This window comes from Rhodococcus sp. MEB041 (assembly GCF_030208955.1).
Taxonomy (GTDB): Bacteria; Actinomycetota; Actinomycetes; order Mycobacteriales; family Mycobacteriaceae; genus Rhodococcoides.
In genome coordinates this window covers 370,170-392,158 of the sequence record NZ_JARVSZ010000005.1, presented here as the reverse complement: position 1 = coordinate 392,158, position 21,989 = coordinate 370,170, and the positions used below count along the sequence as shown (strand labels likewise).

Genomic DNA, 21,989 nt, shown 5'->3' with positions numbered 1-21,989 from the left:
GTGTCGGGGACCACAACGGCCTCGATCGACCCTTCCCGTGCGTCCGCCCGAAGGCAAGAGGCATCACTGCACCCTCGATCTGCGGCGATGCAGGACTGCAGGTGGCACACTGCGTCCATGGCGACAGAGGACGACGTCCGACGTATCGCACTCGCGCTGCGCGAGGTGACGGAGAAGCCGTCGTACGGCACTCCCGGCTTCCGCGTGAAGGACCGACTGTTCGCACGGGTCCACGAGATGCCCGACGTTCTGCTGCTCCGCAGACCGAGCGTCGAGGACCGCGAGGCCCTCATCAGCTCGAACCCGGCAGCGTTCTTCACCACCGATCACTACGAGGGTCACGCGTCGGTGCTCGTGCGACTACCCGAGGTGGACGTCGACGAGCTTCGTGAACTGATCGAGGAAGCGTGGGAGTGCCGCGCTCCGGTGACCGTCAGGAAGCTCGGGCCGAGACCGGAGTGATCATCGCCCGGCGACGCTGAGAGCGATCCCGTCGAGGATGTCGTGCTCGCTCACGACCAGGCTGTCGATTCCGGCTTCGGCACCGATGTGTTCGGCGAGTGTGGCCGCGACGAGGGATCCTCCGCCGATGACGTCGACGCGACCGGGATGCATCGGGCCGAGCACGGCACGGTCCGCTCTCGTCATGCCGAGCAGACGATCACAGACGTCGCGCAGATCGGTGAACGGGATGCGCGACAAGTGGATCGCGTCCGGATCGTAGGCGGGAAGATTCTGTGCCACGGCCGAGAGGGTGGTCATGGTCCCGGCAACCCCGACCCAGGTGCGGGCATCCTTCACGGGTACCGCGTCGAACGCCGGCTGGAGGCGCTCCGAGGTGAAGGCCTGCCCTGCCCTGCGCTCGGACTCGGTGGGTGGATCGGTGCGCAGGCACCGCTCGGTGAGCCGAACACATCCGATGTCGGCGGAGAAGGCGGCGCGCACGCCGTCGGCATCTCCGAGCACCAGCTCGGTGGAGCCGCCGCCGAGATCGACCACCAAGAACGGCCCCTCGTCCGGATCCAGGTCGCCGACCGCCCCGGCGAAGGACAGACGAGCCTCCTCGTCGCCCGAGATGACCTCGGCCACTGCACCGTCCGCGACGGAGGCGAGGGTCCGGCGCGTCATGTCGAAGAACAGATCACGATTGTCGGCGTCGCGCGTGGCCGACGTCGCGACCATGCGCACCGCGTCGACACCGCCCAGCTCGGTGATGATGTCGACGTACTCGAGCAGCGCTGCCTCGGTGCGGTCGATCGCCTCGGGTGCGAACGACCCGGTCGCGTCGACACCCTGCCCCAGCCGGACCACACGCATCTCACGCGCGAGGTCTCGGAGACCGTCGTCGTCCACGTCGGCCACGAGCAGGCGGATGGAGTTGGTTCCGCAGTCGATCGCAGCGACCCTCATGCTCGGAGCTCCTCGATGGTGGGCCAGTCCGCGGGCAGGGCCGTGCCACGCAGGGGCCCCTCGGCGGCCAGCGCCACCGACTCGTCGCCCAGCGGATTGGCACCCGGCCCCTTGGCCAGCGAGTGCGCCATCAACACGTGCAGACACTTGACCCGGTCCGGCATCCCGCCGCCGGTGAAATCGGTTCCGAGCGACTCGATCTCGTTGCGCTCGGCCAGATACGCCTCGTGGGCACGCAGGTAGGCCGCCGCGAGCTCCTCGTCCTGCTGCAGCCGCTCGGTCATCTCGCGCATGACACCGGCGGATTCCTGGCGGCTCGCCTCGGCCGTCAGACGCGGATCCGTGAGGTAGAAGAGGGTGGGGAACGGCGTGCCGTCGGGCAGCTTCGGCGCCGTCCTGACGACGGCGGGACGGCCGTCCGGGGTGCGGTAGGCGATCTCGAGCACGCCGCGCGGCTCTCGTCCGAGCTGGGCGGACACGGCGTCGAGGTCTTCGCGCGACACGTCGCTCACTGGGTCTGACTCATTTCCGGATCGGGTGGATCGGCGTGCGCCGAGGCGTCACCGTGGGGTGGTCGCCGTGGACCACAGGTCGCTGTACCAGGGTCCGGGCGGGGGCGGCGGCGGATCGTTCTCGATGTCCGATCGTGCACGCGCGCCGGGCAACTGGACTTGATAGGGGGTCTCGCCGGGCATGACGTAACCGAGGCGCTCGCGTGCCTGTGCGGTGATGTAGGCCGGATCGTCGGTCTGGTCCTTGCGGATCTGGAGCTCGGCCACGCGCTGTTCCAGGGCCACTCGCTCGGCGGCCACCTGGGCGGCGTCCCCGCGCTGGGAGATGTACGTCCGCAACGGAACTGCGAGAGTCAGGGCGAGAGCGCAGATCACCACGGCGAGAACGACGGCCTTGCCCGTCGACAGGCCGAGGAACGTGCGCTCCTTCTTCTCGCCGCCGCGGCGGCGTCCGCGCCGACCGACCAGTGCGGCACCCTCGGTGACGACGTCGTTGACCGCGCCGGCGACGGTCCGGGGCTGCGAGGACCCGGACCCGTCGCGGCGCGTGGATCGACCGGGACGCGCGTCACGGCGCGGCGAACGGCCACCCGGCCGTGCCGCACTGCGTCGAGAGTCCCGGTCCGCCATCGGTGAGCTCAGCTGTCCTTCGAGGTGAAGTCGAGCCGCGGGAACGCCAGCTCGCCCGAGTAGCGCGCGGCGTCGCCGAGTGCCTCCTCGATGCGCAGCAGCTGGTTGTACTTGGCGACACGCTCGCTGCGAGCCGGGGCACCGGTCTTGATCTGTCCGCTGCCCACGGCGACGGCGAGATCGGCGATGGTGGTGTCCTCGGTCTCGCCGCTGCGGTGGCTCATCATCGTGCGGTAGCCACTGCGGTGCGCGAGATCGACGGCGTCGAGGGTCTCGGTCAGCGTGCCGATCTGGTTGACCTTCACCAGGAGAGCGTTGGCGGCTCCCTTGACGATGCCCTCCTCGAGGCGCTCCGGGTTGGTGACGAACAGATCGTCGCCGACGATCTGGACCCGGTCACCGATGCTGTCGGTGAGGGCGACCCAGCCGTCCCAGTCGTTCTCGTCGAGCGGATCCTCGATGGAGACGAGCGGGTACTGGTTCAGCAGGTCCGCGTAGAACGCCGACATCTCCTCCGCGGTGCGGGTGTTGCCCTCGAAGGCGTATCCCGTTCCGGCGGTGAAGAACTCGGTGGCGGCGACATCGAGCGCGAGAGCGATGTCGGAGCCCAGCGTGAGGCCGGTCTTGCCGACGGCCTCCGAGATGAGGTCGAGTGCGGCCTTGGTGCCCGCGAGGTCGGGGGCGAAACCGCCCTCGTCGCCGAGCCCGGTCGACAGGCCCTTGGCCTTGAGGACCGACTTCAGTGCGTGGTAGACCTCGGCGCCCCAGCGCAGGGCCTCCTTGAAGGTCGGCGCACCGATGGGGGCGATCATGAATTCCTGCACGTCGACGCCGCTGTCGGCGTGGGCGCCACCGTTGATGATGTTCATCATCGGCACCGGCAGGATGTGGGCGTTGGGTCCACCCAGGTAACGGAAGAGCTCCAGTCCGGCGGACTCCGCGGCACCCTTGGCCACGGCGAGCGAGACACCGAGCAGGGCGTTCGCGCCGAGGCGCGACTTGTCGGCGGTGCCGTCGAGGTCGAGCAGTGCCTGGTCGACCGTGCGCTGCTCGATGGCGTCGAGGCCGATGACGGCCGGAGCGATCTCGTCGAGCACGGCGTTGACGGCCTTCTCGACACCCTTGCCGCCGTAGCGATCGCCGCCGTCGCGGAGCTCGACGGCCTCGTGCTCACCGGTGGAGGCGCCCGAGGGCACCGCTGCACGGGTCAGCGTGCCGTCGTCGAGCGCGACCTCGACCTCGACCGTGGGGTTGCCACGTGAGTCGAGGATCTCGCGAGCTCCGACCTGTTCGATGATGGCCACGAATGAACTCCTAGTCAGGCGTTGAACACACAGCTTCGGGCGCGAACCGGTCACCCGTGGTCGGGCGCGGCTCGAAGACAGACTAGCCGTCGCAGCCGCCGCGCTCGATATTCGACGCGCAGGCGCGCACGCGGGCAGGCCGGAGGCCGGTCGGTAGTCGGGCGGGCAGGCCGGAGGAGGTCGACGTCAGGACGGCCGGGCACCGACGGAGTAGGCGGAGGCCGCGTCGCGGACGTCCCTCAGGTAGACCCCCGACAGGTTGTAGGCCATGAGGGCGGCCTGCCATCCCTCCGCTGCGGTGAGGTCTCCCCCACGGGCGCAGAGGTAACGCCCCGCGGTGAGCGCGGCGTCGTCGAGGTTGTCGGGGTCGGCGCGGCCGTCCCCGTTGGCGTCCACGCCCCACTTGCGCCAGGTCTCGGGGATGAACTGCATCGGTCCCATGGCGCGGTCGAAGACGGTGTCGCCGTCCAGTTCTCCGCCGTCGGTGTCGGCGATCTCCGCGTTGCCGGCGGTACCGTCGAGGGGCACTCCGCGGATGGGCGGGGTCGCGGTGCCGTCGGGACCGACGGACGATCCACCGAAGGTGCCGTGACGACTCTCGATTCGGCCGATCCCGGCGAGAGTGGTCCAGGCCAGACCGCACCCCGGTGACGAGCGGGCCATGACCGCGGCCGCGTGGCCGTAGGCCTCGAGCGCCGTGCGACCGATTCCGGTGGGGTCGACCAGCGGTTCCGCCCAGCCGGCGAGCAGGTCGGCCGAGCGACCGGGCGCGTCCACGTCGATCGGCGGCACGGGCGCTCCGGGCCCCGGCGGGATTCCCTCCGGGATCTCCACCGCGGGTCTGCCCGGATCCAGATCGAGGGCGCCACAGCCGGAGACGACGGCGGCCGTGGCGAGCGCAGCCGCGACGACGCGGAGGCGCCGGGAGCGCGGTGGGAGCATGCCTCCATCATCCCGAGTCAAAGTAATAGAAGGGTAAAGGTCTTCAAAAGTCCTGGTCGGCGGCTGTTTCGCACCCCGAAGCCGGTGTATGTTCACCTTTCGTATGAGGGTCGCCTTGCCTAAGACGCCCCACTCCACTCGAACCCGGGAGATCCCGCCGTGTCCACAGTCGCCGTCGTCGCGTCCGCGCCGTCCGTCGTGACGCAGATGGTCGGCAGTGGACTGATCGGCGTCCGGGAGGGACTCGAGACCGGGATCGTCGTGATGATCCTGGTCGCCTTCCTCGTGAAGTCCGACCGCCGCGACGCGCTGAAGTGGGTGTGGACGGGTGTCTCGGCCGCCGTGGGCATGGTCGCCGTCGTGTTCGCCGTCATCCACCTCGGCACCTCGACGGTCACGGGCCTCACCGCCGAGATCATCGCCGGCATCGCCTCGCTGATCGCCGTCGCGATCGTCACCGGCATGGTGTTGTGGATGCGGTCGGCCGCCGCCTCCATCTCCGGCACGTTGAAGGCCGGCATGGCCCGCGCGCTCGACGTCGGGCCGGTGGCCGTCACATCGCTCGCCTTCCTGGCGGTCGGGCGCGAAGGGATCGAGACGGCGCTCCTCATGGTCGGCTACGCGGAGAACACCAACGGCAGTTCCTGGCCGCTGCTGGGCCTGCTGGCCGGAATCGCCGTTGCTGCGATCCTCACCGTTCTTCTGTACTTCGGAGCAGTGCGCATCGACTTCGCCCGGTTCTTCCGCTGGACGGGCGTCTTCCTCGTGTTCGTCGCCGCCGGAATCCTGGCGTACGGACTGCGCGCTCTGCAGATCGGCGGAATCCTCCCCGGCGGCAGCGCGACCGCGTTCGACATCAGCGACACCTGGGACGCGGGCAGTTGGTACGGCACCGTCGTCGCCGGCATCTTCAACTTCCGCCCCGAGCCGACCGTTCTGCAGGTCGCGGCCTGGGTGCTCTACCTCGTCGTCGTCCTGCCCCTGTTCCTCCGGCGGCCGAAGACCGTGCCACGAGTCACCGCACCGCAGCCACAACCCGCCGCGTCCTGACCCACACATCTGCTCCAGAACCTCCGGCCTTCCCGCTCCACTACCGACCGGCCTCCGGCCTTCCCGCTCCCGAAAGGGCACCACAGAAATGCGCACCACCACCCGCCTCCTCTTCTGCGCCGCCGCGCTGCCGCTGGCACTCACGGCCTGCACCGAGAAGGAGGCCGCGACCTCGGCCGAGGGCGGCGACATCGTGGTCGACGCGACCGACAGCTCGTGCGACGTCGGTACGACGAGTGCACAGACGGGCAGCTCCACCTTCCAGGTGACCAACAACGGCTCCAAGGTCACCGAGTTCTACGTCTACGGCGAGGGCGACCGCGTCATGGGTGAGATCGAGAACATCGGGCCCGGCGTCTCCCGCCAGCTCATCGTCGCGCTACCCGAGCCCGCCACGTACCAGACCGCGTGCAAGCCGGGCATGGTCGGCGACGGCCTCCGCGGCGACTTCGTCGTCACGGGTGACGCCAAGGAGTCCGACGCCGACGGGACGCTCGCCGAGGCGGCCGACGGCTACAAGCGCTACGTCGTCAGCCAGGTCACGGCGTTGCAGGAGACGACGGGATCGTTCGTCACCGCGGTCACGTCCGGCGACGTCGAGGGCGCCAAGGCCCAGTTCCCGCTCGTCCGCACCTACTACGAGCGCATCGAACCCGTCGCGGAGAGCTTCCCCGACGATCTCGACCCCCGCATCGACCTGCGCGAGCCGGACGTCGAGCCGGGTGCCGAGTGGACCGGGTTCCACCGCTTGGAGAAGGACCTGTGGGCACAGGGGCTCCAGCCGGACACGAACGCGATCGCCGCGCAGTTGAAGGCGGACGTCGACGAACTGGTCGCGGGCGTGCAGTCCCCCGACTTCGTGATCGACCCGATCACGGTGGCGGGCGGCGCACAGGGCCTCCTCGACGAGGTCGCCCAGACGAAGATCACCGGTGAGGAGGACTTCTTCTCCCACACCGACCTGTACGACTTCCAGGCGAACGTCGACGGATCGCAGGCAGCGGTGGCGGCTCTCGCTCCGGTGCTGTCCGAGCGGAACCCGGAACTCGCGTCCACCATCGAGCAGCGCTTCGCCGAACTCGACACCGAGCTCGCGAAGTACCGCCAGGGTGACGGCTTCGTCTCCTACGACACGGTCACCGAGCCGCAGCGCCAGGACCTGTCGAAGAAGATCGACGCCCTGTCCGCGTCGGTGAGCCAGGTCCAGGGTGTCGTCGCAGGCGCCTGAGCGGACGTCCGACACGGACGCCGCCGCCACCACCCCGCCGAGTCGACGCCTCTCGCGCCGCGCGCTCTTCGGTGGCGTGGGAGCCGGCGCACTCGCGGTCGGCGCCGGTGCCGCGCTGGGCCGGTCGACCGCACCCGAACCCGTGGTCGCCGACGCGGCCGAGGCCGTGGTGCCGTTCCGCGGCGTCCACCAGGCGGGCATCGTCACGCCCGCACAGGACCGCATGCACTTCGTCACCTTCGACGTGACGACCACCTCGCGCGACGAGATCGTCGCGATGCTCACGAAGTGGACGGCAATGGCCGAACGTCTCACCGTCGGCGCCGAGTCGGTGCCCGGTGGCGTGGTCGGCGGCGGACAGTACGAGCCGCCCGGTGACACGGGCGAGGCCTACGGTCTGATGCCGTCCAACCTCACGCTGACCATCGGCTTCGGCCCGTCATTCTTCGACAAGCTCGACTTGGGTGACCGCAGACCGGCTGCACTGCAGGATCTTCCGCGATTCCCCGGTGACGACCTCGACCCGGCGCGGAGCGGTGGCGACATCGCGGTGCAGGCCTGCGCCGACGATCCGCAGGTGGCGGTGCACGCCATCCGCAATCTCGCGCGCATCGCGTTCGGCACCGCGTCGGTGCGGTGGTCGCAGCTCGGTTTCGGTCGCACCGCGTCGACGTCGACCGCCCAGGCGACACCGCGCAACCTCTTCGGCTTCAAGGACGGCACGAACAACATCAAGGCCGAGGAAGCGGCGACCGTCGACGAGCACGTGTGGGTGAACGGCGGCGAGTCCGACTGGATGACAGGCGGCACCTACCTCGTGGCGCGGCGCATCCGGATGAAGATCGAACCGTGGGACCGCGCGGTGCTCGGCGAACAGGAACGCGTCATCGGTCGGTCCAAGGCCACCGGCGCGCCACTGGGCGGCACGGCCGAGTTCGACACCGTCGACCTCGGCTCCTCGACCATCGCGAAGGACGCGCACGTACGACTGGCGTCGTCGGAGTCGTTGGGCGGCATCAAGATTCTTCGCCGCGGGTACAACTTCACCGACGGCTCCGACGGCTTCGGCCACCTCGACGCGGGGCTCTTCTTCGTCGCTTTCTGCAGCGATCCGCAGACCCAGTTCGTGCCGATGCAGCAAGCGCTCGCGCGACGAGATGCCCTGAACGAGTACATCTCCCACGTCGGCTCGGCGGTCTTCGCCTGCCCACCGGGAGTTCCGGAAGGCACCGAGGACTACTGGGGCTCGACGCTCTTCGGCTAGACGGTCAGCGGTTCTTCTCGTCCGCCTGCGGCCGATGGTGGGACGCGGCGACGCGTGCGTCGTCCGTCCCCGTCGCCGCGAGCGGTCGGCCGAACATGTCGGTTCCCGGCCAGTACTTGGACCACGCTCGTGCGTCCATCTCGGCCGATCGGACTCCGTCCATGGCGGCGCCGCGCTCCGCGGCCCGTACGTCGGCCACGAACTCGTTGACGGTGCGGCGCAGCGAGTCCTCGGCGCTGGTGGCGCCGTGATCACCCGAGATGTCGATGCGCACCGAGAGCATGGACTCCGGGACGAAGTCCTGAGGGAGCCCGGCCTTGACCGCTCGGGTGATGACCTGCTGGGCGAGCGCGAGCGACGGCTGCGCCATGGCGATGCCGTCGAGACACGACGCGCGTACCTTCTCCGCGGCCTTGCGCTCCTCCCAGGCCTTCTCCTGCGCACCGATGTCGATCGGTGCGCCGGACGTGTCGGCCAGGTGCGGGCTGCGGTGGGTCAACTTGGCCACCAGGGTGGACGCCACGTCGTCGATGTCGAACGCCTCGGCGCCCGCGTCCTTGGCGATGCGCGCGTGGAAGATGACCTGCAGCAGCAGATCGCCGAGCTCCTCCCGGATGGAGTCCGCATCGCCGGTCTCGATGGCATCGAGCAGTTCGTAGGTTTCCTCGAGGAGGTACCCGCGAAGCGACTCGTGCGTCTGCTGCGCCTCCCATCCGCCGAGTGAGCGTAGTTTGTCGATGACGAAGACGGCCTCGGCGAGGTTGCCGCCGCGGGGTACCGGCACCTCGATGACGTCCTCGCCGCGCGTGATGCGTTCCTGGACGTCGGGGTTGTCGCGGCTGGTGCTGATGAGCACCTCGGGCTCGTCGTCGCCCGCGGAGGTGAACCCCGTGAGGCGCCAGCGGATGGAGACCGGCACCTCTTCGGTGAAGCCCACGGGCTTGTCCAGCAACGTCACGGCCTGCACCGGCACCATGGTGGGCCGCAGGGGATCCAGCAGCAGAATCGTCATCGCGCGCTCACACCCCGATCGGTTGCTCGACTCGTACGGAGCCCGCGGGCTGCCCGTCCATCGCGAGCAGCACGTCGGCGACGAACTGCAGAAGTTCCTCGTCGCGGACACGGGCCGAACCGACTCCACCACCTGCCACACGCGGAATCGGGATCTGCACCGTGCCGGTGGTCGCCCGATACTGTGCGCTGGGGTAGAGCCGCTTCAACCGTATCTGCTTGGAGTCGGGTAGGTCCATCGGCGCCAACTTCACCATGGTCCCCGCCATCTGCACGTCCACGATGCCGTAGGAACGGCACAGGATGCGCAGGACGGCGACGGCCACGAGCCGGGCGACCTCGGCCGGCACCGGCCCGTAGCGGTCGGTCAGCTCGTCGATGACCGCACCGATCTCGGCGTCGTTCTGCGCCGCGGCCAGCTTGCGGTACGCCTCGAGTCGGAGCCTGTCGCTGGTGACGTAGTCCGGCGGGATGTGGGCATCGACGGGGAGGTCGATGCGCACCTCCTTGGGCGCCTCGTCGGTGGTGACGGGGCGGCCGTCGGCCACGGCGCGGTAGGCCTCCACCGCCTCGCCGACCAGTCGGACGTACAGGTCGAATCCCACACCGGCGACGTGGCCGGACTGCTCCGCGCCCAGCACGTTGCCCGCGCCGCGGATCTCGAGGTCCTTCATCGCCACCGCCATACCGGCGCCCAGGTCGGAGTTCTGCGAGATGGTGGCCAACCGGTCGTACGCCGTCTCGGTGAGCGGCTTCTCCGGCGGGTAGAGGAAGTAGGCATAGCCACGGTCCCGGCTGCGACCCACACGCCCACGCAACTGGTGGAGCTGGGACAGACCCAACGAATCGGCTCGCTCGACGATCAGCGTGTTCGCATTGGAGATGTCGAGGCCCGTCTCGATGATGGTGGTGCAGACCAGGATGTCGAACTCACGCTCCCAGAACCCCTGCACCGTCTTCTCGAGCGCGTCCTCGTTCATCTGGCCGTGTGCGACCACGACGCGCGCTTCCGGCACCAGCCGTCGGATGTTCGCGGCGGCCTTGTCGATGCTGCTCACGCGGTTGTGAACGTAGAAGACCTGGCCGTCACGGAGCAGCTCACGGCGGATCGCCGCCGCCACCTGCTTCTCCTGATAGGCACCGACGTAGGTCAGGATGGGGTGACGCTCCTCGGGCGGCGTCAGGATGGTCGACATCTCGCGGATGCCCGCCATGCTCATCTCGAGCGTGCGCGGAATCGGTGTCGCCGACATCGTCAGGACGTCGACGTGCGTGCGCAGCGCCTTGATGTGCTCCTTGTGCTCGACGCCGAAGCGCTGCTCCTCGTCGACGATGACCAGCCCGAGGTCCTTCCACTGCACACCGGTCTGCAGCAATCGGTGCGTGCCCACGACGATGTCCACCGTGCCGTCCGCGAGGCCGGCGAACGTCTCCCGTGACTCGGCGGCGTCGGAGAACCGGGACAGCCCCTTGACCGTCACCGGGAAGTTGGCCATCCGCTCGGTGAAGGTCTGCAGATGCTGCTGGGCCAGCAGGGTGGTGGGAACGAGCACCGCTACCTGCTTGCCGTCCTGGACGGCCTTGAACGCCGCCCGGACGCCGACCTCGGTCTTGCCGTAACCGACGTCGCCGATGACCACTCGGTCCATCGGGACGGGCTTCTCCATGTCCGCCTTGACCTCGTCGATGACGGTCATCTGGTCGACGGTCTCGGTGAACGCGAAGGCGTCCTCCATCTCCTTCTGCCACGGGGTGTCCGGCCCGTACGCGTGACCGGGCGCCGCCTGCCGCGCCGCGTAGAGCTGGACGAGCTCCCCTGCGATCTCGCGGACGGCCTTGCGGGCCTTGCGCTTGGTGTTGGTCCAGTCGGATCCGCCCAGCTTGCTCAGGCTCGGCATCTCCCCGCCGACGTAGCGGGACAACTGGTCGAGCGACTCCATGGGAACGAAGAGGCGGTCGCCCGGGTGGCCGCGCTTGCTGGGCGCGTACTCGACGACGAGGTACTCACGGCGTGCCCCGCCGATGGTCCGCTCGACCATCTCGACGAAGCGGCCGATGCCGTGCTGGTCGTGGACCACCATGTCGCCGGCCGTCAACGCGAGCGGATCGACCTGGTTGCGACGCTTCGCGGGCAACCGTTTGCCGTCGCCGGCCGCCGCGACCCGGTTGCCGGTGAGATCGGCCTCCGTCACCACCACCAGGCCGGCGTCACGCAGGACGAGACCCGAGTGCAACGACCCGCACATCACGCCGACGACGTCGGAGCCGGGCTCGGCACCGGCATCGAGAGGGAGCGCCGGCACACCGGCCTCCCGCAGGCGTTCGACCGTGCGCTGCGCCGTTCCCGCGCCCGCGACGACGACGGCCACGCGGCCGCCGGACGCGAGGTGCGCCGTGAACATCTGGAAGAGCGTCGCGAGTGCCTCCTCGGAGCCGCGCACGTCCGGCGCCGCGTCGACGTCGAGCACGATCTCCTCGTCACTGCCCGAGGCGAGCGGGCCCACGGTCCACCACGGCCGACCGGCCGCCTCCGCAGACTCTCGGACCTGCCGCAGCGACCGGTACGCGGACGCGCTGAGATCGAGGTCGAGGACGGCGCTCTCGTCCGTCACGCTGCTGGTGTCCAGCGCTGCGGTGTCGAGCGGTGCGGCCGCACCGATGCTCGCGGCCGTCCACGACGCCTCGAGGAACTCCTTGCCGGTCCGCACCAGATCCGTCGCGCGCGTACGCACCTTCTCCGGATCGCAGACCAGCACGTGCGCGCCGTCGGGCAGCGCGTCGGTCAGCAGTTCGAGGCCGCCGGCCTTCAGCACCGGCAGCAACGCCTCCATGCCCTCGACCGGAACGCCGGCGGAGATCTTCTCGAGCATCTCCACCAGGATCGGGTCGCCGGTGTTGTCGGCGGCGAGACGCGCCGCACGCTCCCGTACGGCCTCGTCGAGAATCATCTCCCGGCACGGCGGCGCGATGACCGTGTCGACCTCCACGTCGGGGATGGAGCGCTGGTCCGCGACCGAGAAGGCGCGCAGGTCGGTGACCTCGTCACCCCAGAACTCGACACGGACGGGGTGATCCGCCGTCGGCGAGAACAGGTCGAGGATGCCGCCGCGCACCGCGAACTCACCGCGTTTGCCGACCATGTCGACACGCGTGTAGGCCAGTTCGACCAGTCGCTTCTGCAACTCCTCGAAGTCGAACTCCGCCCCCACGCGCAGGCCGACGGGCTCGATCTCGCCCAGTCCACGCGCCATCGGCTGGAGCACCGAGCGCACCGTGGTGACGATGATCTTCAGCGGGACGCCGTAGTCGGCGTCCTCCGGCCGGGCGAGGCGCCGCAGCACCTCGATACGACGACCGACGGTGTCCGCTCCGGGAGACAGACGCTCGTGCGGCAGCGTCTCCCAGGACGGGAACTGCGCCACGGCGCCGCCCACCATCTCCGTGAGCTCGGCCGTCAGATCGTCGGCCTCGCGGCCCGTCGCGGTGACGAGCAGGACCGGTGTGGTGCGGGACATGGCCGCAGCGATGAACGCCCGTGCCGGAGTGGGTGCGACCAGGGTGGCCTCGCGGCGGCCGGCCAGATCGACGATCTGCGCCAGCGACGCGTCACGCAGTGCGAATTCCAGCAGGCCCGACATCCGGCCCGCACCGTCGTCCGGGGTCTGCGCGGGGGAAACATGGACGGACGGCGAGGACACCAGCAGAACTCCTGACGGAAAGACGACACGATCGTGCACCCGCAACGCTCGACACCCCTCACGGAGATCGATCGGTCGGTGACGACTCGGTATCGATTCTAGGAGCAGTCGCCGACAGAAACGACCGTGGGCCGACCGAGGCGACCGCGACGCGGCCGCTCGTCGTCAGGCGCCGTAGCGCAGGACCCGGCGGGCGGCGAACTCACGGAAGTAGTCGAGCTTGCGACCGGGGACCAGCGACGGGAGCAGGTAGTGCCACAGCCGCTCCATGCGCGCCGACAACTCCTTGGTGCTGTCGGTGGCCACCGCAACCATGTGGGCGCCGACGATGACCTCCAGGAACAGCATTCCGGTGGTCACGGGGTCGAGGTCGGCCTCGAGGTCGCCCTCGTCGATCGCCCGACGCGCCAGGCCGGTGTGGTACTCGGCCCAGCCCTCCATGACGTTCTCACCGGTACCGCGGTAGTCGCCGATCTGATGCTTGAGCCGGAACATCGCGGCGACCATCGGATCCGTGATCGCCAGATCGACCGTGATGTACGAGACACCGATCTCGGCCTCGAGAGCGGGGATCCGGCCGTCGTCCAGGGCGCGGCACGCCGTGGTGAGCCGCCGCACGCCCTCGTCGATGACGGCGCGAGCCAGCTCCTCCTTCGACCCGAAGTGGAAGTAGAGAGCTCCCTTGGTGACCTGCGACTGCGAAATGATCTCGCTGAGGCTGGCATTGGCGTACCCGAGCCGTAGAAAGACATGGGCGGCCCCCGCGAGCACCGTGTCTCTGGTGATCTCGGCGCGTGCCTGTCTGACCATGCGATCCGCCTCGAAAGTTTGGGGCATTCAATCCGTGAACAACGCGAGAACGGTACCACTGGACCACTACACAGCACGAGCACTCGTCCCGGAGTCCGAGCGTCGTGTCGTCACGACCGACGAGGTGGTCCACCGTGACCACCTCCGGTGACACTCGCGCTTTCAGCTCCCCAACCGGGGATCGGGCTCCAGATTCGTGAGCCCGTTCCAGCACAGGTTCACGATGTGCGCGGCCACCACCTCTTTCGAGGGCGACCGTTCGTCCAGCCACCATTGCGCCGTCATCGACACCATTCCGACCAATGCCTGGGCGTACAGCTGGGCATTGGCCGGGTCGATGTCGCGGCGGGAGAAGTCGCCCGCCAGGATGTGCCCCACCTGGCCGACGGCGTCGTTCAGCAGGCTCGAGTACGTTCCCTCGGCCGCGGCGACCGGGGAGTCGCGCACGAGGATGCGGAACCCGTCGCTGCGCTCCTCGACGTACGTCAGCAGGGCCAGCGCCACCCGTTCGACCCGGATCCGGGATCGGTTCTCGGTCAGCGACGACGTGATCATGGACAGCAGCGTGGACATCTCGCGGTCCACCACCACGGCGTAGAGACCCTCCTTGCCGCCGAAGTGCTCGTACACGACCGGCTTGCTCACCTGCGCGCGTTGCGCGATCTCCTCGATGGACGTGGCCTCGTAGCCACGCTCGGCGAACAGCGTGCGGCCGATCTCGATCAACTGGGCCCGGCGCGCGGTCCCCGTCATCCGGACGCGGGGCGCACGTTCCGGTAGGGCGGCGTCACCGGGTGCACGCGGCTGATCGGGCTCGCGGGGCGCGTCGGGCGTCGAGGTCATGGAATCACTGTGACACGCGAGCACTGCGCGGCGAGTGAGGCCTGCGGAGCGTTTTACGGAGCGGGTGCACTCGTGCGAGGATCGACGCGCTCGGCGCACGCCAGCCGAGGCTGTGATCCGCCGTGGTGTAATGGCAGCACCTCTGATTTTGGTTCAGATAGTTCAGGTTCGAATCCTGGCGGCGGAGCCGTGACGCCACAGCGGCGGAGCTGCTGTCGTAGGGCGGCGGAGCCGTGGCGACGAGTGTGGCGGGTCCCCCGCCCGGGGCACATCCGAAGTCGGTCGAGGAGATTCATGACGTCGAAGGTCGCTGTAGTCGTGCTCGCCGCGGGGGCGGGAACCCGAATGCGATCGAAGACTCCGAAGGTTCTGCACGAACTGGCCGGTCGGTCCATGCTCGCGCACGCTCTGCACGCGGCCGACGGAGTGGACCCCGATCACCTCGTCACCGTCGTCGGGCACGACCGCGAGAAGGTCTCGGCCGCCGTCGCCGATCTGGCCGAGACGTTGGGTCGCACCATCGACATCGCGGTGCAGGCCGAACAGCACGGCACCGGTCACGCGGTGCAGTGCGGCCTCGCGTCGCTGCCCGCCGACTTCGACGGCACCGTGGTGGTCACCGCGGGGGACGTGCCACTGCTCGACGCCCACACTCTGCAGGCACTGCTGCACGATCACCACTCCTCCGCGGAGCCCGTCGCGGTGTCGGTGCTCACCTTCGTCCCCGACGACGCGAACGGCTACGGCCGCATCGTCCGCGACGGGTCCGGCCAGGTCCAGGAGATCGTCGAGCACGCCGACGCGACTCCCGATCAGCTGACCATCACCGAGGTGAACTCGGGTGTCTACGCCTTCGACGCGCAGTCGCTGCGGGTGGCTCTCGACTCGCTCGGCACCGACAACGCGCAGCACGAGCTGTACCTGACCGACGTCCTGAAGATCTCGCGCCGACGCGGCCTGCCGGTGTTCAGCACCCAGCTCACCGACCCGTCGCTGGTGCGCGGCGTGAACGACCGAGTGCAGCTGTCCGAGGTCACCCGCATCCTCAACGAGCACATCCTCGCCCGCCACATGCGCGCCGGCGTGACCGTGATCGACCCGTCGTCGACGTGGGTGGACATCGAGGTCGCCGTCGGACGCGACGCCGTGCTGCACCCCGGCACGCAGTTGCACGGACGCACCGTCATCGGCGAGGACGCGATCATCGGGCCCGACACGACACTCACCGACGTGTCGGTCGGCGAGGGCGCGACGGTGGTCCGCTCGCACGGATCCGACTCGGTGATCGGTGCCGGAGCGACGGTCGGGCCCTTCACCTACCTGCGGCCGAACAGCGACCTCGGCGACCACGGCAAGCTCGGCGCCTTCGTGGAGACCAAGAACGCGACCATCGGAGCGCACTCCAAGGTGCCGCACCTGACCTACGTCGGCGACGCCAGCATCGGCGAGCACTCCAACATCGGTGCCTCCAGCGTCTTCGTCAACTACGACGGCGTCGGCAAGAGCCGGACCGAAATCGGTTCGCACGTGCGCACCGGTTCCGACACCATGTTCATCGCGCCGGTGCGCGTGGGCGACGGGGCCTACACGGGCGCCGGAACCGTCCTACGCCATGATGTACCGGCGGGAGCGCTCGCCGTCTCCGGTGGTCCGCAACGGATCATCGAGGGCTGGGTGCAGAAGAAACGTCCGGGAACGCCGGCGGCAGAGGCCGCCGAACGCGCCCGTTCGACCGAGGAATCACACGTGCACGAACCGAAGGACGGCGAGTAGAGCAGTGACCACAGCCAACTGGATCGACAACCAGAAGAACTTGATGCTCTTCTCCGGTCGCGCTCATCCCGAGCTCGCCGAGCAGGTGGCGAAGGAACTCGGGATCGAGGTCACCCCGCAGACCGCCCGCGACTTCGCGAACGGCGAGATCTTCGTCCGCTTCGAGGAGTCCGTCCGCGGCTCCGACGCCTTCGTGCTCCAGAGCCACCCGTTCCCGTTGAACACGTGGCTCATGGAACAGCTCATCATGATCGACGCGCTCAAGCGCGGATCCGCGAAGCGCATCACCGCGATCCTGCCGTTCTACCCCTACGCCCGCCAGGACAAGAAGCACCGCGGCCGCGAGCCGATCTCCGCGCGCCTGGTCGCCGATCTGCTCAAGACGGCCGGTGCCGACCGCATCATCACGGTCGATCTCCACACCGACCAGATCCAGGGCTTCTTCGACGGCCCGGTCGACCACATGCACGCGCACAGCCAGCTCGCCGACCACATCCGTGAGGGCTACAACCTCGAGCACATCACCGTGGTCTCCCCCGACTCCGGCCGCGTGCGCGTCGCGGAGAAGTGGGCCGACTCGCTCGGCGGGGCGCCGCTGGCGTTCATTCACAAGACGCGAGATCCGTTGGTGCCCAACCAGGTCAAGTCGAATCGAGTCGTCGGTGACGTCGAGGGACGCACCTGCATCCTGATCGACGACATGATCGACACCGGTGGCACCATCGCCGGCGCGGTGAAGGTGCTCGAGGAGGCCGGCGCGGGCGACGTCGTCATCGCCGCCACGCACGGCGTGCTGAGCCACCCGGCCGCCGAGCGCCTCGCGTCGTGCGGCGCCAAGGAGGTCGTCGTGACCAACACGCTGCCCATCAGTGACGACAAGCTGTTCCCGTCGCTGACTGTGCTCTCCATCGCACCCCTGCTCGGCAAGACCATCCGTGAGGTCTTCGAGAACGGGTCCGTCACCAGCCTGTTCAACGGCAACGCCTGAGAAACGACGTCACCGACCGACACTCCCCGCGGACCTCGTCCGCGGGGAGTGTCGTCGTCGGGCGCCCTACTTCCGGGCCAGCACCAGGGCGAAGCGCTCGTCGGAATCGGTCCAGAACTCGTCGACCGTCAGCCCCGCCGCGGCCAGTTCGCCGGTGATCGACTCGCGTCGGAACTTGGCGGAGATCTCGGTCCGCATCTCCTCGCCCGCCGCGAACTGCACGTTCAGGTCGAGGTCCGCGACGCGCACCGTGTGGTCGCGACGTGCGCGCAGCCGCATCTCGATCCACTCGTTGCGCTCGTCCCACACGGCGACGTGCTCGAAGTCGTCCATGTCGAAGTCGGCGTTCAGCTGCCCGTTCAACACGGAGAGCACGTTCAGGTCGAACTGCGCCGTCACTCCCTGCGCGTCGTCGTACGCGGGCACCAGAACCGCGGGGTCGATGACCAGCCCGACCCCGAGCAACAGGAACTCCCCCGTGTCGAGGGTGTTCGAGATGGCGGAGAGGAACTCGGCGCGCTCCTGCGGCACGAGGTTCCCCAGCGTGCCGCCCAGGAACGCCAACGTCCTGCGCCCGCCGGTGGGGACCCAGAACAAACCACTGTCCGGGCCGCCGGTGCTCGTGAAATCGCTCACCACACCGTGGATCTCGAGGTCCGGGTACTGGCGCGACAACTCCTCCATCGCACCGGTCAACGCCGACGGCGACACGTCCTGCGGTACGTAGCGACGCAGGGTGCCGTGTTCCAGACCCGCGGACAGCAGCACCCGGGTCTTGTCCGACGATCCGGAGCCCAACTCGACCAGCACCTCCACTCCCGTCACGCGAGCGATCTCCGCGGCCCGTTCGGTCAGCAGGGCGCGCTCGGTGCGCGTCGGGTAGTACTCGTCCAACTCGGTGATGCGCTCGAACAGTTCGCTGCCCACGGCATCGTAGAAGTACTTCGGCGGCAACCATTTCGGCGTCGCGGTGAGCCCGCGGCGGGCATCTTCCCGCAGCGATTGCTGTAGATCACCCTCGGTGATGTGGATGTCCAGTGACGGCGCTGTCATGACGAACTCCTCGGTGCTGACGAGCATGGAAGGTGCAGGGGTGGAGCGGTCAGAAGGTGGTGATGTCCACGGATCCCGGTCGGGCGGAGACGAGGCACCGATCGGGCACCTGCTGCCATCCGGGCAGATCGTCGAGCGGTTCGGACGCGAGGACGACGCTGTCCTCGTCGTACCGGACGGAGAGCGAGTGGTGGAGCGTCGTCGCCCAGAGCGACTCGCCATCGCCGAGCAGCAGGTTGACGCGCGAGTCCGGAGCGGCGGCGTCGACGTCCGCCAGCAGACCGGCGAGTGCGTCCGCCGGATCGCGGTCCAGTAGCCGCTGCTGCAGAATCGCCCACAGCACAGCGGAATCCGTGGGTGCCGCCAACCGCAGCAGCGACTCGACGGGCACCTTCTCGGCGAGCGCGGAGACCGACTGCGGCCATCCGCGCACGACACCGTTGTGGCTGAACGCCCATCGACCCTCGACGAAGGGCGCGCACGCCGACCGCTCGACGGGCATGCCGACGGTGGCTGACCGCACGGCCCCCATCACCGCCACCGAGCGGATGTGGGTGAGCGTGTCGGTGACGGCCGGGTCACCCCACATCGGCATCGCGCTCCGATACGACGACGCGGTGCCGTTCGACCACCAGGCCGCACCGAAGCCGTCCGCGTTGATCGTGCCGCCGCCGCGCATCTCGCGGGGTGCGTACGACTGGGTGAGCAGCGATGTCGGGCCCGCGGTGAGCACGTCTCCGACGGTGCGTGCGGGTCCGAGATAGCCGACGTGTCGGCACATCCGCTACCGGTGTCCCACGTCGCGGGCGCACCGGAAGCCGGCGAAGATCTGGCGCCGGATCGGGTGGTCCCAGTTGCGGAACGTCGCGCGGACCGCGGTCTGGTCGGTGCCGAACGAGCCGCCGCGCAACACCTTGTAGTCGCCACCGAAGAACACCTCGGAGTACTCCGGGTAGGGGAACATCTCGAACCCGGGGTACGGCTCGAAGTCGGACGACGTCCACTCCCAGACGTCGCCCATCAGCTGTTCGACGCCGAGCGGCGAGGCTCCCTCGGGATACGCGCCGACGTCGGCGGGTTCGAGGTGGCGTTGACCGAGATTCGCGTGCCGGTCGTCGGCGTCGTCGTCGCCCCAGGGGTTGCGCCGGGAGAGCCCCGACGCGGGGTCGAAGCGTGCCGCCTTCTCCCATTCCGCCTCGGTCGGCAGGCGCTTGCCGGCCCAGCGGGCGTAGGCGTCGGCTTCGAACCAGCTGACGTGAACCACGGGCTGCGCTGCTCGAATCTGCTTCGCACGTCCGAAGACTCGACGCCACCACACACCGTCGTCGTCCTGCGACCAGAACTGCGGCGCGGTGAGACCGGCCTCGGTGCGGTGTGCCCAGCCGCGTTCGGTCCACAGCTCCTCGCGGTCGTAGCCACCGTCGGCGATGAACTGGAGGTACTCGCCGTTGGTCACCGGAGCCGCGTCGATCGCGAAGGTGGGCACCTCGACAGTGTGCGCGGGCCGCTCGTTGTCGAGGGCCCACGGATCGTCGCCGGTTCCCATCTCGAACGCGCCACCGGGGACGATGACCTCGACGTCGTGGGCGGGCGGCAGCTGGGCGCGGGGAGCGTCGGGTGCGTCCAGCACGGCGTCGCCGGTGCGCAGCTGATGTGTCGCCAGCATCGTCTCGTCGTGCTGCTGTTCATGCTGCGCGACCATCGCGAAGACGAAGCCGTTCTCCACCAGCCGACTCTCGTCGAAGGTGCAGCGCTGCAACGCATCCAGTGACAGGGCGCGCACGGTGTCGACGTAGGCACGCGCCTCGTCGGGCGACAGCAGATCCAGCCCCGGCCGGACGGACCGTGCGTGGCGGAACGCGTCGTAGAGGTCGTCGATCTCCGGGTGCACCGCGTCGCGGCCGCCCACGTCGCGGACCAGCCACAGCTCTTCCTGGTTGCCGATGTGGGCGAGATCCCAGACCAGTGGGCTCATCAACGGCGACACCTGCTCGCGCAGCCCGTCCTCGTCGAGGCACCGGGTGAGCGCCAGGGTCCGGGCGCGGCTACGCACCAGCATCGATTCGAGCCGGCCGCGCAGCGCCACCGCGTCGACCGTCGTGTTCGCCGTCATCGTGAGAACTCCTTCCGAGCATCGCCTCGTGGTGGTGTCGCCGCTGTCCCTGGTGCCGTCGGCGGCCGGGCGGCGGAGCAGCGCGTCGCCGCGCGGCCCAGGGCTTCACGCGCCTCGCCGTGGCTGGAGTCGGCCGCGAGTGTCAGCAGCTCCACCGCAGCTCGCCGCAGCGCCTGGTCGGCGAGTCCGTCCCGCGCCGCGTCCTCCCACCTGTTCAGGGTGGGTTCAGCCAGGTCCAGCGCCTGATCGGCCACCGAGTCGGAGGACAGCAGGGCGTCCACCGCGTACATCGGCACCTCCCACGTCCCGTCGGGTTGGCCGTCGAGGTACCGGATCTCGAGGTGGCCGCTCGCACGAACGAGGGGAAACACCGTCGTCAGGTGGTAGTCCAGGTCGGCCGTCGTGGGGCGCCGACCCATGTCGTCGTCCAGGTCACCCTCGAGCCACTGGGCGAACGTGGCCTCGCGCGGCGGCGCGGCGAGGCGCCCGTCGCGTCGCACACACAGGAGCGGGACGTCCATCACCCAGCGTGCGTAGTCGCGGACGGGATCGACCCCGAGCGGAACTCGCGTGCGGGTGCGGTCCAGTTCGAACCAGGTGCGCATGCGCTGCGAGGCCCAACGGCCGTCCGGAACGCCGTACAGAGCGGGCGTGGTGGCGAACGCCGCCAGTAACGCCGGACCCACGGCATGCACTGTGGCCCAGCGCCGTCGGATCTGCTCGTCGTCGCCGCCGGCGTCCACACTGACCTGGACCGCGGCCGTGTTGCACATCATGAGCTTGCCGTACGGGCCGTACTGCTCGAAGCGCTGCTCCATCGCGCAGTAGCGCGGCAGCGTGAGCAGGCGGTCGGGAGGTCGCAGCGTGTCCGCGCCGCCTCCGGCGAGGGAGATCCCGTGCGAGTCGAGCAGGCGGGTCAACGTCTGCTCGTCGTCGCGCAACGCCTCGACGACGGAGGCGAGGGACGTGGCGGGCGAGGACGACAATTCGATCTGACCACCGGGCTCGACGGAGACGACACTTCCGGAGCGGAGGGCGAGTGCGGGGGACTCGGACCGAAGAGACTGCGGGGTGTGGGCACCCAGTGCCTCGGCGAGCGAGTCGAGAGTGGGACGTGCACCGGACGGGGTCCGGGTGAACCATTCGAGTTCTGCGCCGATCAGAGTCGGCGGCCCCACCTTGAAACAGACCCGGGCGAGGTATGCCTCGGCGGCGGGCCGCGAACTGAGAGTGCCGGAAACGGCCGTCATGGATGCCTCCGCGGGGTGACGGTGGAGCGTGAAGCGGAACGGGCACTGCGTACGGGAAGAGGAACGGACACTGCGTGTCCGGATGACGTCTACCCCCGCCCTTCACAGAC

At 69.2% G+C, this 21,989-nt stretch carries 19 protein-coding genes and 1 tRNA gene; 7 read left to right on the top strand and 13 right to left on the bottom strand.

Features of this window, described 5'->3' with window-relative positions; genetic code table 11:
* Positions 1-117 precede the first annotated feature (117 nt).
* Positions 118-462, top strand: coding sequence for an MmcQ/YjbR family DNA-binding protein (locus QRN16_RS15970; RefSeq protein WP_222638284.1), 345 nt, complete (start codon positions 118-120; stop codon positions 460-462).
* On the opposite strand, the gene QRN16_RS15965 is transcribed toward QRN16_RS15970, so the two are convergent.
* From QRN16_RS15965 to QRN16_RS15945, 5 genes are all read right to left on the bottom strand, one after another.
* A complete protein-coding gene (locus tag QRN16_RS15965; protein WP_285188168.1) occupies positions 463-1,410 on the bottom strand; it encodes a Ppx/GppA phosphatase family protein in 948 nt (315 codons plus the stop codon).
* Entirely contained in the window at positions 1,407-1,922 is a 516-nt protein-coding gene (locus QRN16_RS15960) for a DUF501 domain-containing protein (RefSeq protein WP_027504060.1), read from the bottom strand. Before QRN16_RS15960 ends, QRN16_RS15965 begins: the two co-directional genes overlap by 4 nt.
* A gap of 48 nt (positions 1,923-1,970) precedes the next feature.
* Positions 1,971-2,552 carry an FtsB family cell division protein gene (locus QRN16_RS15955; RefSeq protein ID WP_056447114.1) on the bottom strand — a complete coding sequence of 194 codons (582 nt, stop codon included), beginning with the start codon at positions 2,550-2,552 and terminating at the stop codon, positions 1,971-1,973.
* Positions 2,553-2,560: 8 nt separating this feature from the next.
* Positions 2,561-3,856, bottom strand: coding sequence for a phosphopyruvate hydratase (eno, locus tag QRN16_RS15950; RefSeq protein WP_027504061.1), 1,296 nt, complete (start codon positions 3,854-3,856; stop codon positions 2,561-2,563).
* Between the two features lie 186 nt (positions 3,857-4,042).
* Positions 4,043-4,798, bottom strand: a complete 756-nt coding sequence (locus QRN16_RS15945) for a lytic transglycosylase domain-containing protein (protein ID WP_285188163.1) — start codon at positions 4,796-4,798, stop codon at positions 4,043-4,045.
* Between the two features lie 207 nt (positions 4,799-5,005).
* Here QRN16_RS15945 and efeU point away from each other — a divergent pair, with 207 nt between their 5' ends.
* The 3 genes from efeU (at position 5,006) to efeB (ending at position 8,340) form a co-directional block, all read left to right on the top strand.
* Positions 5,006-5,848, top strand: a complete 843-nt coding sequence (efeU, locus tag QRN16_RS15940) for an iron uptake transporter permease EfeU (RefSeq protein ID WP_502944020.1) — start codon at positions 5,006-5,008, stop codon at positions 5,846-5,848.
* A gap of 88 nt (positions 5,849-5,936) precedes the next feature.
* Positions 5,937-7,076, top strand: coding sequence for an iron uptake system protein EfeO (gene efeO / locus QRN16_RS15935; RefSeq protein WP_285188158.1), 1,140 nt, complete (start codon positions 5,937-5,939; stop codon positions 7,074-7,076).
* A complete protein-coding gene (gene efeB / locus QRN16_RS15930; RefSeq protein ID WP_285188156.1) occupies positions 7,057-8,340 on the top strand; it encodes an iron uptake transporter deferrochelatase/peroxidase subunit in 1,284 nt (427 codons plus the stop codon). Before efeO ends, efeB begins: the two co-directional genes overlap by 20 nt.
* Before the next feature lie 4 nt (positions 8,341-8,344).
* Here efeB and QRN16_RS15925 read toward each other — a convergent pair whose 3' ends face one another.
* The 4 genes from QRN16_RS15925 to QRN16_RS15910 all read right to left on the bottom strand — a co-directional run bounded on the left by QRN16_RS15925 (position 8,345) and on the right by QRN16_RS15910 (position 14,612).
* Positions 8,345-9,352: a nucleoside triphosphate pyrophosphohydrolase gene (locus QRN16_RS15925; protein WP_081821037.1), complete on the bottom strand. Its 1,008-nt coding sequence runs from the start codon at positions 9,350-9,352 to the stop codon at positions 8,345-8,347.
* Positions 9,353-9,359: 7 nt separating this feature from the next.
* A complete protein-coding gene (gene mfd, locus QRN16_RS15920) occupies positions 9,360-13,049 on the bottom strand; it encodes a transcription-repair coupling factor (RefSeq protein ID WP_502944008.1) in 3,690 nt (1,229 codons plus the stop codon).
* Between the two features lie 165 nt (positions 13,050-13,214).
* Complete coding sequence (locus QRN16_RS15915; protein ID WP_027504067.1) at positions 13,215-13,859, bottom strand: ScbR family autoregulator-binding transcription factor; 645 nt, start codon at positions 13,857-13,859, stop codon at positions 13,215-13,217.
* Between the two features lie 162 nt (positions 13,860-14,021).
* The gene (locus QRN16_RS15910; protein WP_027504068.1) at positions 14,022-14,612 is read right to left on the bottom strand and encodes a TetR/AcrR family transcriptional regulator; all 591 of its coding nucleotides are present in this window, start codon (positions 14,610-14,612) and stop codon (positions 14,022-14,024) included.
* Between the two features lie 206 nt (positions 14,613-14,818).
* On the opposite strand from QRN16_RS15910, the gene QRN16_RS15905 reads away from it, so the two are divergent.
* The 3 genes from QRN16_RS15905 to QRN16_RS15895 all read left to right on the top strand — a co-directional run bounded on the left by QRN16_RS15905 (position 14,819) and on the right by QRN16_RS15895 (position 17,463).
* Positions 14,819-14,889 (top strand) — tRNA-Gln (locus QRN16_RS15905).
* A gap of 107 nt (positions 14,890-14,996) precedes the next feature.
* On the top strand, positions 14,997-16,475 hold the full coding sequence (glmU, locus tag QRN16_RS15900) for a bifunctional UDP-N-acetylglucosamine diphosphorylase/glucosamine-1-phosphate N-acetyltransferase GlmU (protein ID WP_027504069.1): 1,479 nt from the start codon (positions 14,997-14,999) through the stop codon (positions 16,473-16,475).
* A gap of 4 nt (positions 16,476-16,479) precedes the next feature.
* Positions 16,480-17,463 carry a ribose-phosphate diphosphokinase gene (locus tag QRN16_RS15895; RefSeq protein ID WP_027504070.1) on the top strand — a complete coding sequence of 328 codons (984 nt, stop codon included), beginning with the start codon at positions 16,480-16,482 and terminating at the stop codon, positions 17,461-17,463.
* Between the two features lie 66 nt (positions 17,464-17,529).
* On the opposite strand, the gene egtD is transcribed toward QRN16_RS15895, so the two are convergent.
* Genes egtD through egtA form a run of 4 tightly spaced genes read right to left on the bottom strand, consistent with a single transcriptional unit; the run spans position 17,530 to position 21,879 of the window.
* A complete protein-coding gene (gene egtD, locus QRN16_RS15890; RefSeq protein WP_285188151.1) occupies positions 17,530-18,516 on the bottom strand; it encodes an L-histidine N(alpha)-methyltransferase in 987 nt (328 codons plus the stop codon).
* Between the two features lie 49 nt (positions 18,517-18,565).
* The gene (gene egtC, locus QRN16_RS15885) at positions 18,566-19,297 is read right to left on the bottom strand and encodes an ergothioneine biosynthesis protein EgtC (protein WP_285188149.1); all 732 of its coding nucleotides are present in this window, start codon (positions 19,295-19,297) and stop codon (positions 18,566-18,568) included.
* Positions 19,298-19,300: 3 nt separating this feature from the next.
* Positions 19,301-20,629 carry an ergothioneine biosynthesis protein EgtB gene (egtB, locus tag QRN16_RS15880; RefSeq protein WP_222627609.1) on the bottom strand — a complete coding sequence of 443 codons (1,329 nt, stop codon included), beginning with the start codon at positions 20,627-20,629 and terminating at the stop codon, positions 19,301-19,303.
* Positions 20,626-21,879 (bottom strand): ergothioneine biosynthesis glutamate--cysteine ligase EgtA, encoded by a 1,254-nt coding sequence (gene egtA, locus QRN16_RS15875; RefSeq protein WP_285188146.1) that lies wholly within the window; start codon positions 21,877-21,879, stop codon positions 20,626-20,628. Before egtA ends, egtB begins: the two co-directional genes overlap by 4 nt.
* Positions 21,880-21,989 lie beyond the last annotated feature (110 nt).

Bases quoted from the DNA above. Each gene is read 5' to 3' on its own strand.
- QRN16_RS15970 (WP_222638284.1), top strand. From the start codon at position 118: ATGGCGACAGAGGACGACGTCCGACGTATCGCACTCGCGCTGCGCGAG.
- QRN16_RS15965 (WP_285188168.1), bottom strand. From the start codon at position 1,410: ATGAGGGTCGCTGCGATCGACTGCGGAACCAACTCCATCCGCCTGCTC.
- QRN16_RS15955 (WP_056447114.1), bottom strand. From the start codon at position 2,552: ATGGCGGACCGGGACTCTCGACGCAGTGCGGCACGGCCGGGTGGCCGT.
- QRN16_RS15945 (WP_285188163.1), bottom strand. From the start codon at position 4,798: ATGCTCCCACCGCGCTCCCGGCGCCTCCGCGTCGTCGCGGCTGCGCTC.
- efeU (WP_502944020.1), top strand. From the start codon at position 5,006: ATGGTCGGCAGTGGACTGATCGGCGTCCGGGAGGGACTCGAGACCGGG.
- efeO (WP_285188158.1), top strand. From the start codon at position 5,937: ATGCGCACCACCACCCGCCTCCTCTTCTGCGCCGCCGCGCTGCCGCTG.
- QRN16_RS15925 (WP_081821037.1), bottom strand. From the start codon at position 9,352: ATGACGATTCTGCTGCTGGATCCCCTGCGGCCCACCATGGTGCCGGTG.
- QRN16_RS15915 (WP_027504067.1), bottom strand. From the start codon at position 13,859: ATGGTCAGACAGGCACGCGCCGAGATCACCAGAGACACGGTGCTCGCG.
- QRN16_RS15910 (WP_027504068.1), bottom strand. From the start codon at position 14,612: ATGACGGGGACCGCGCGCCGGGCCCAGTTGATCGAGATCGGCCGCACG.
- glmU (WP_027504069.1), top strand. From the start codon at position 14,997: ATGACGTCGAAGGTCGCTGTAGTCGTGCTCGCCGCGGGGGCGGGAACC.
- egtD (WP_285188151.1), bottom strand. From the start codon at position 18,516: ATGACAGCGCCGTCACTGGACATCCACATCACCGAGGGTGATCTACAG.
- egtC (WP_285188149.1), bottom strand. From the start codon at position 19,297: ATGTGCCGACACGTCGGCTATCTCGGACCCGCACGCACCGTCGGAGAC.
- egtB (WP_222627609.1), bottom strand. From the start codon at position 20,629: ATGACGGCGAACACGACGGTCGACGCGGTGGCGCTGCGCGGCCGGCTC.
- egtA (WP_285188146.1), bottom strand. From the start codon at position 21,879: ATGACGGCCGTTTCCGGCACTCTCAGTTCGCGGCCCGCCGCCGAGGCA.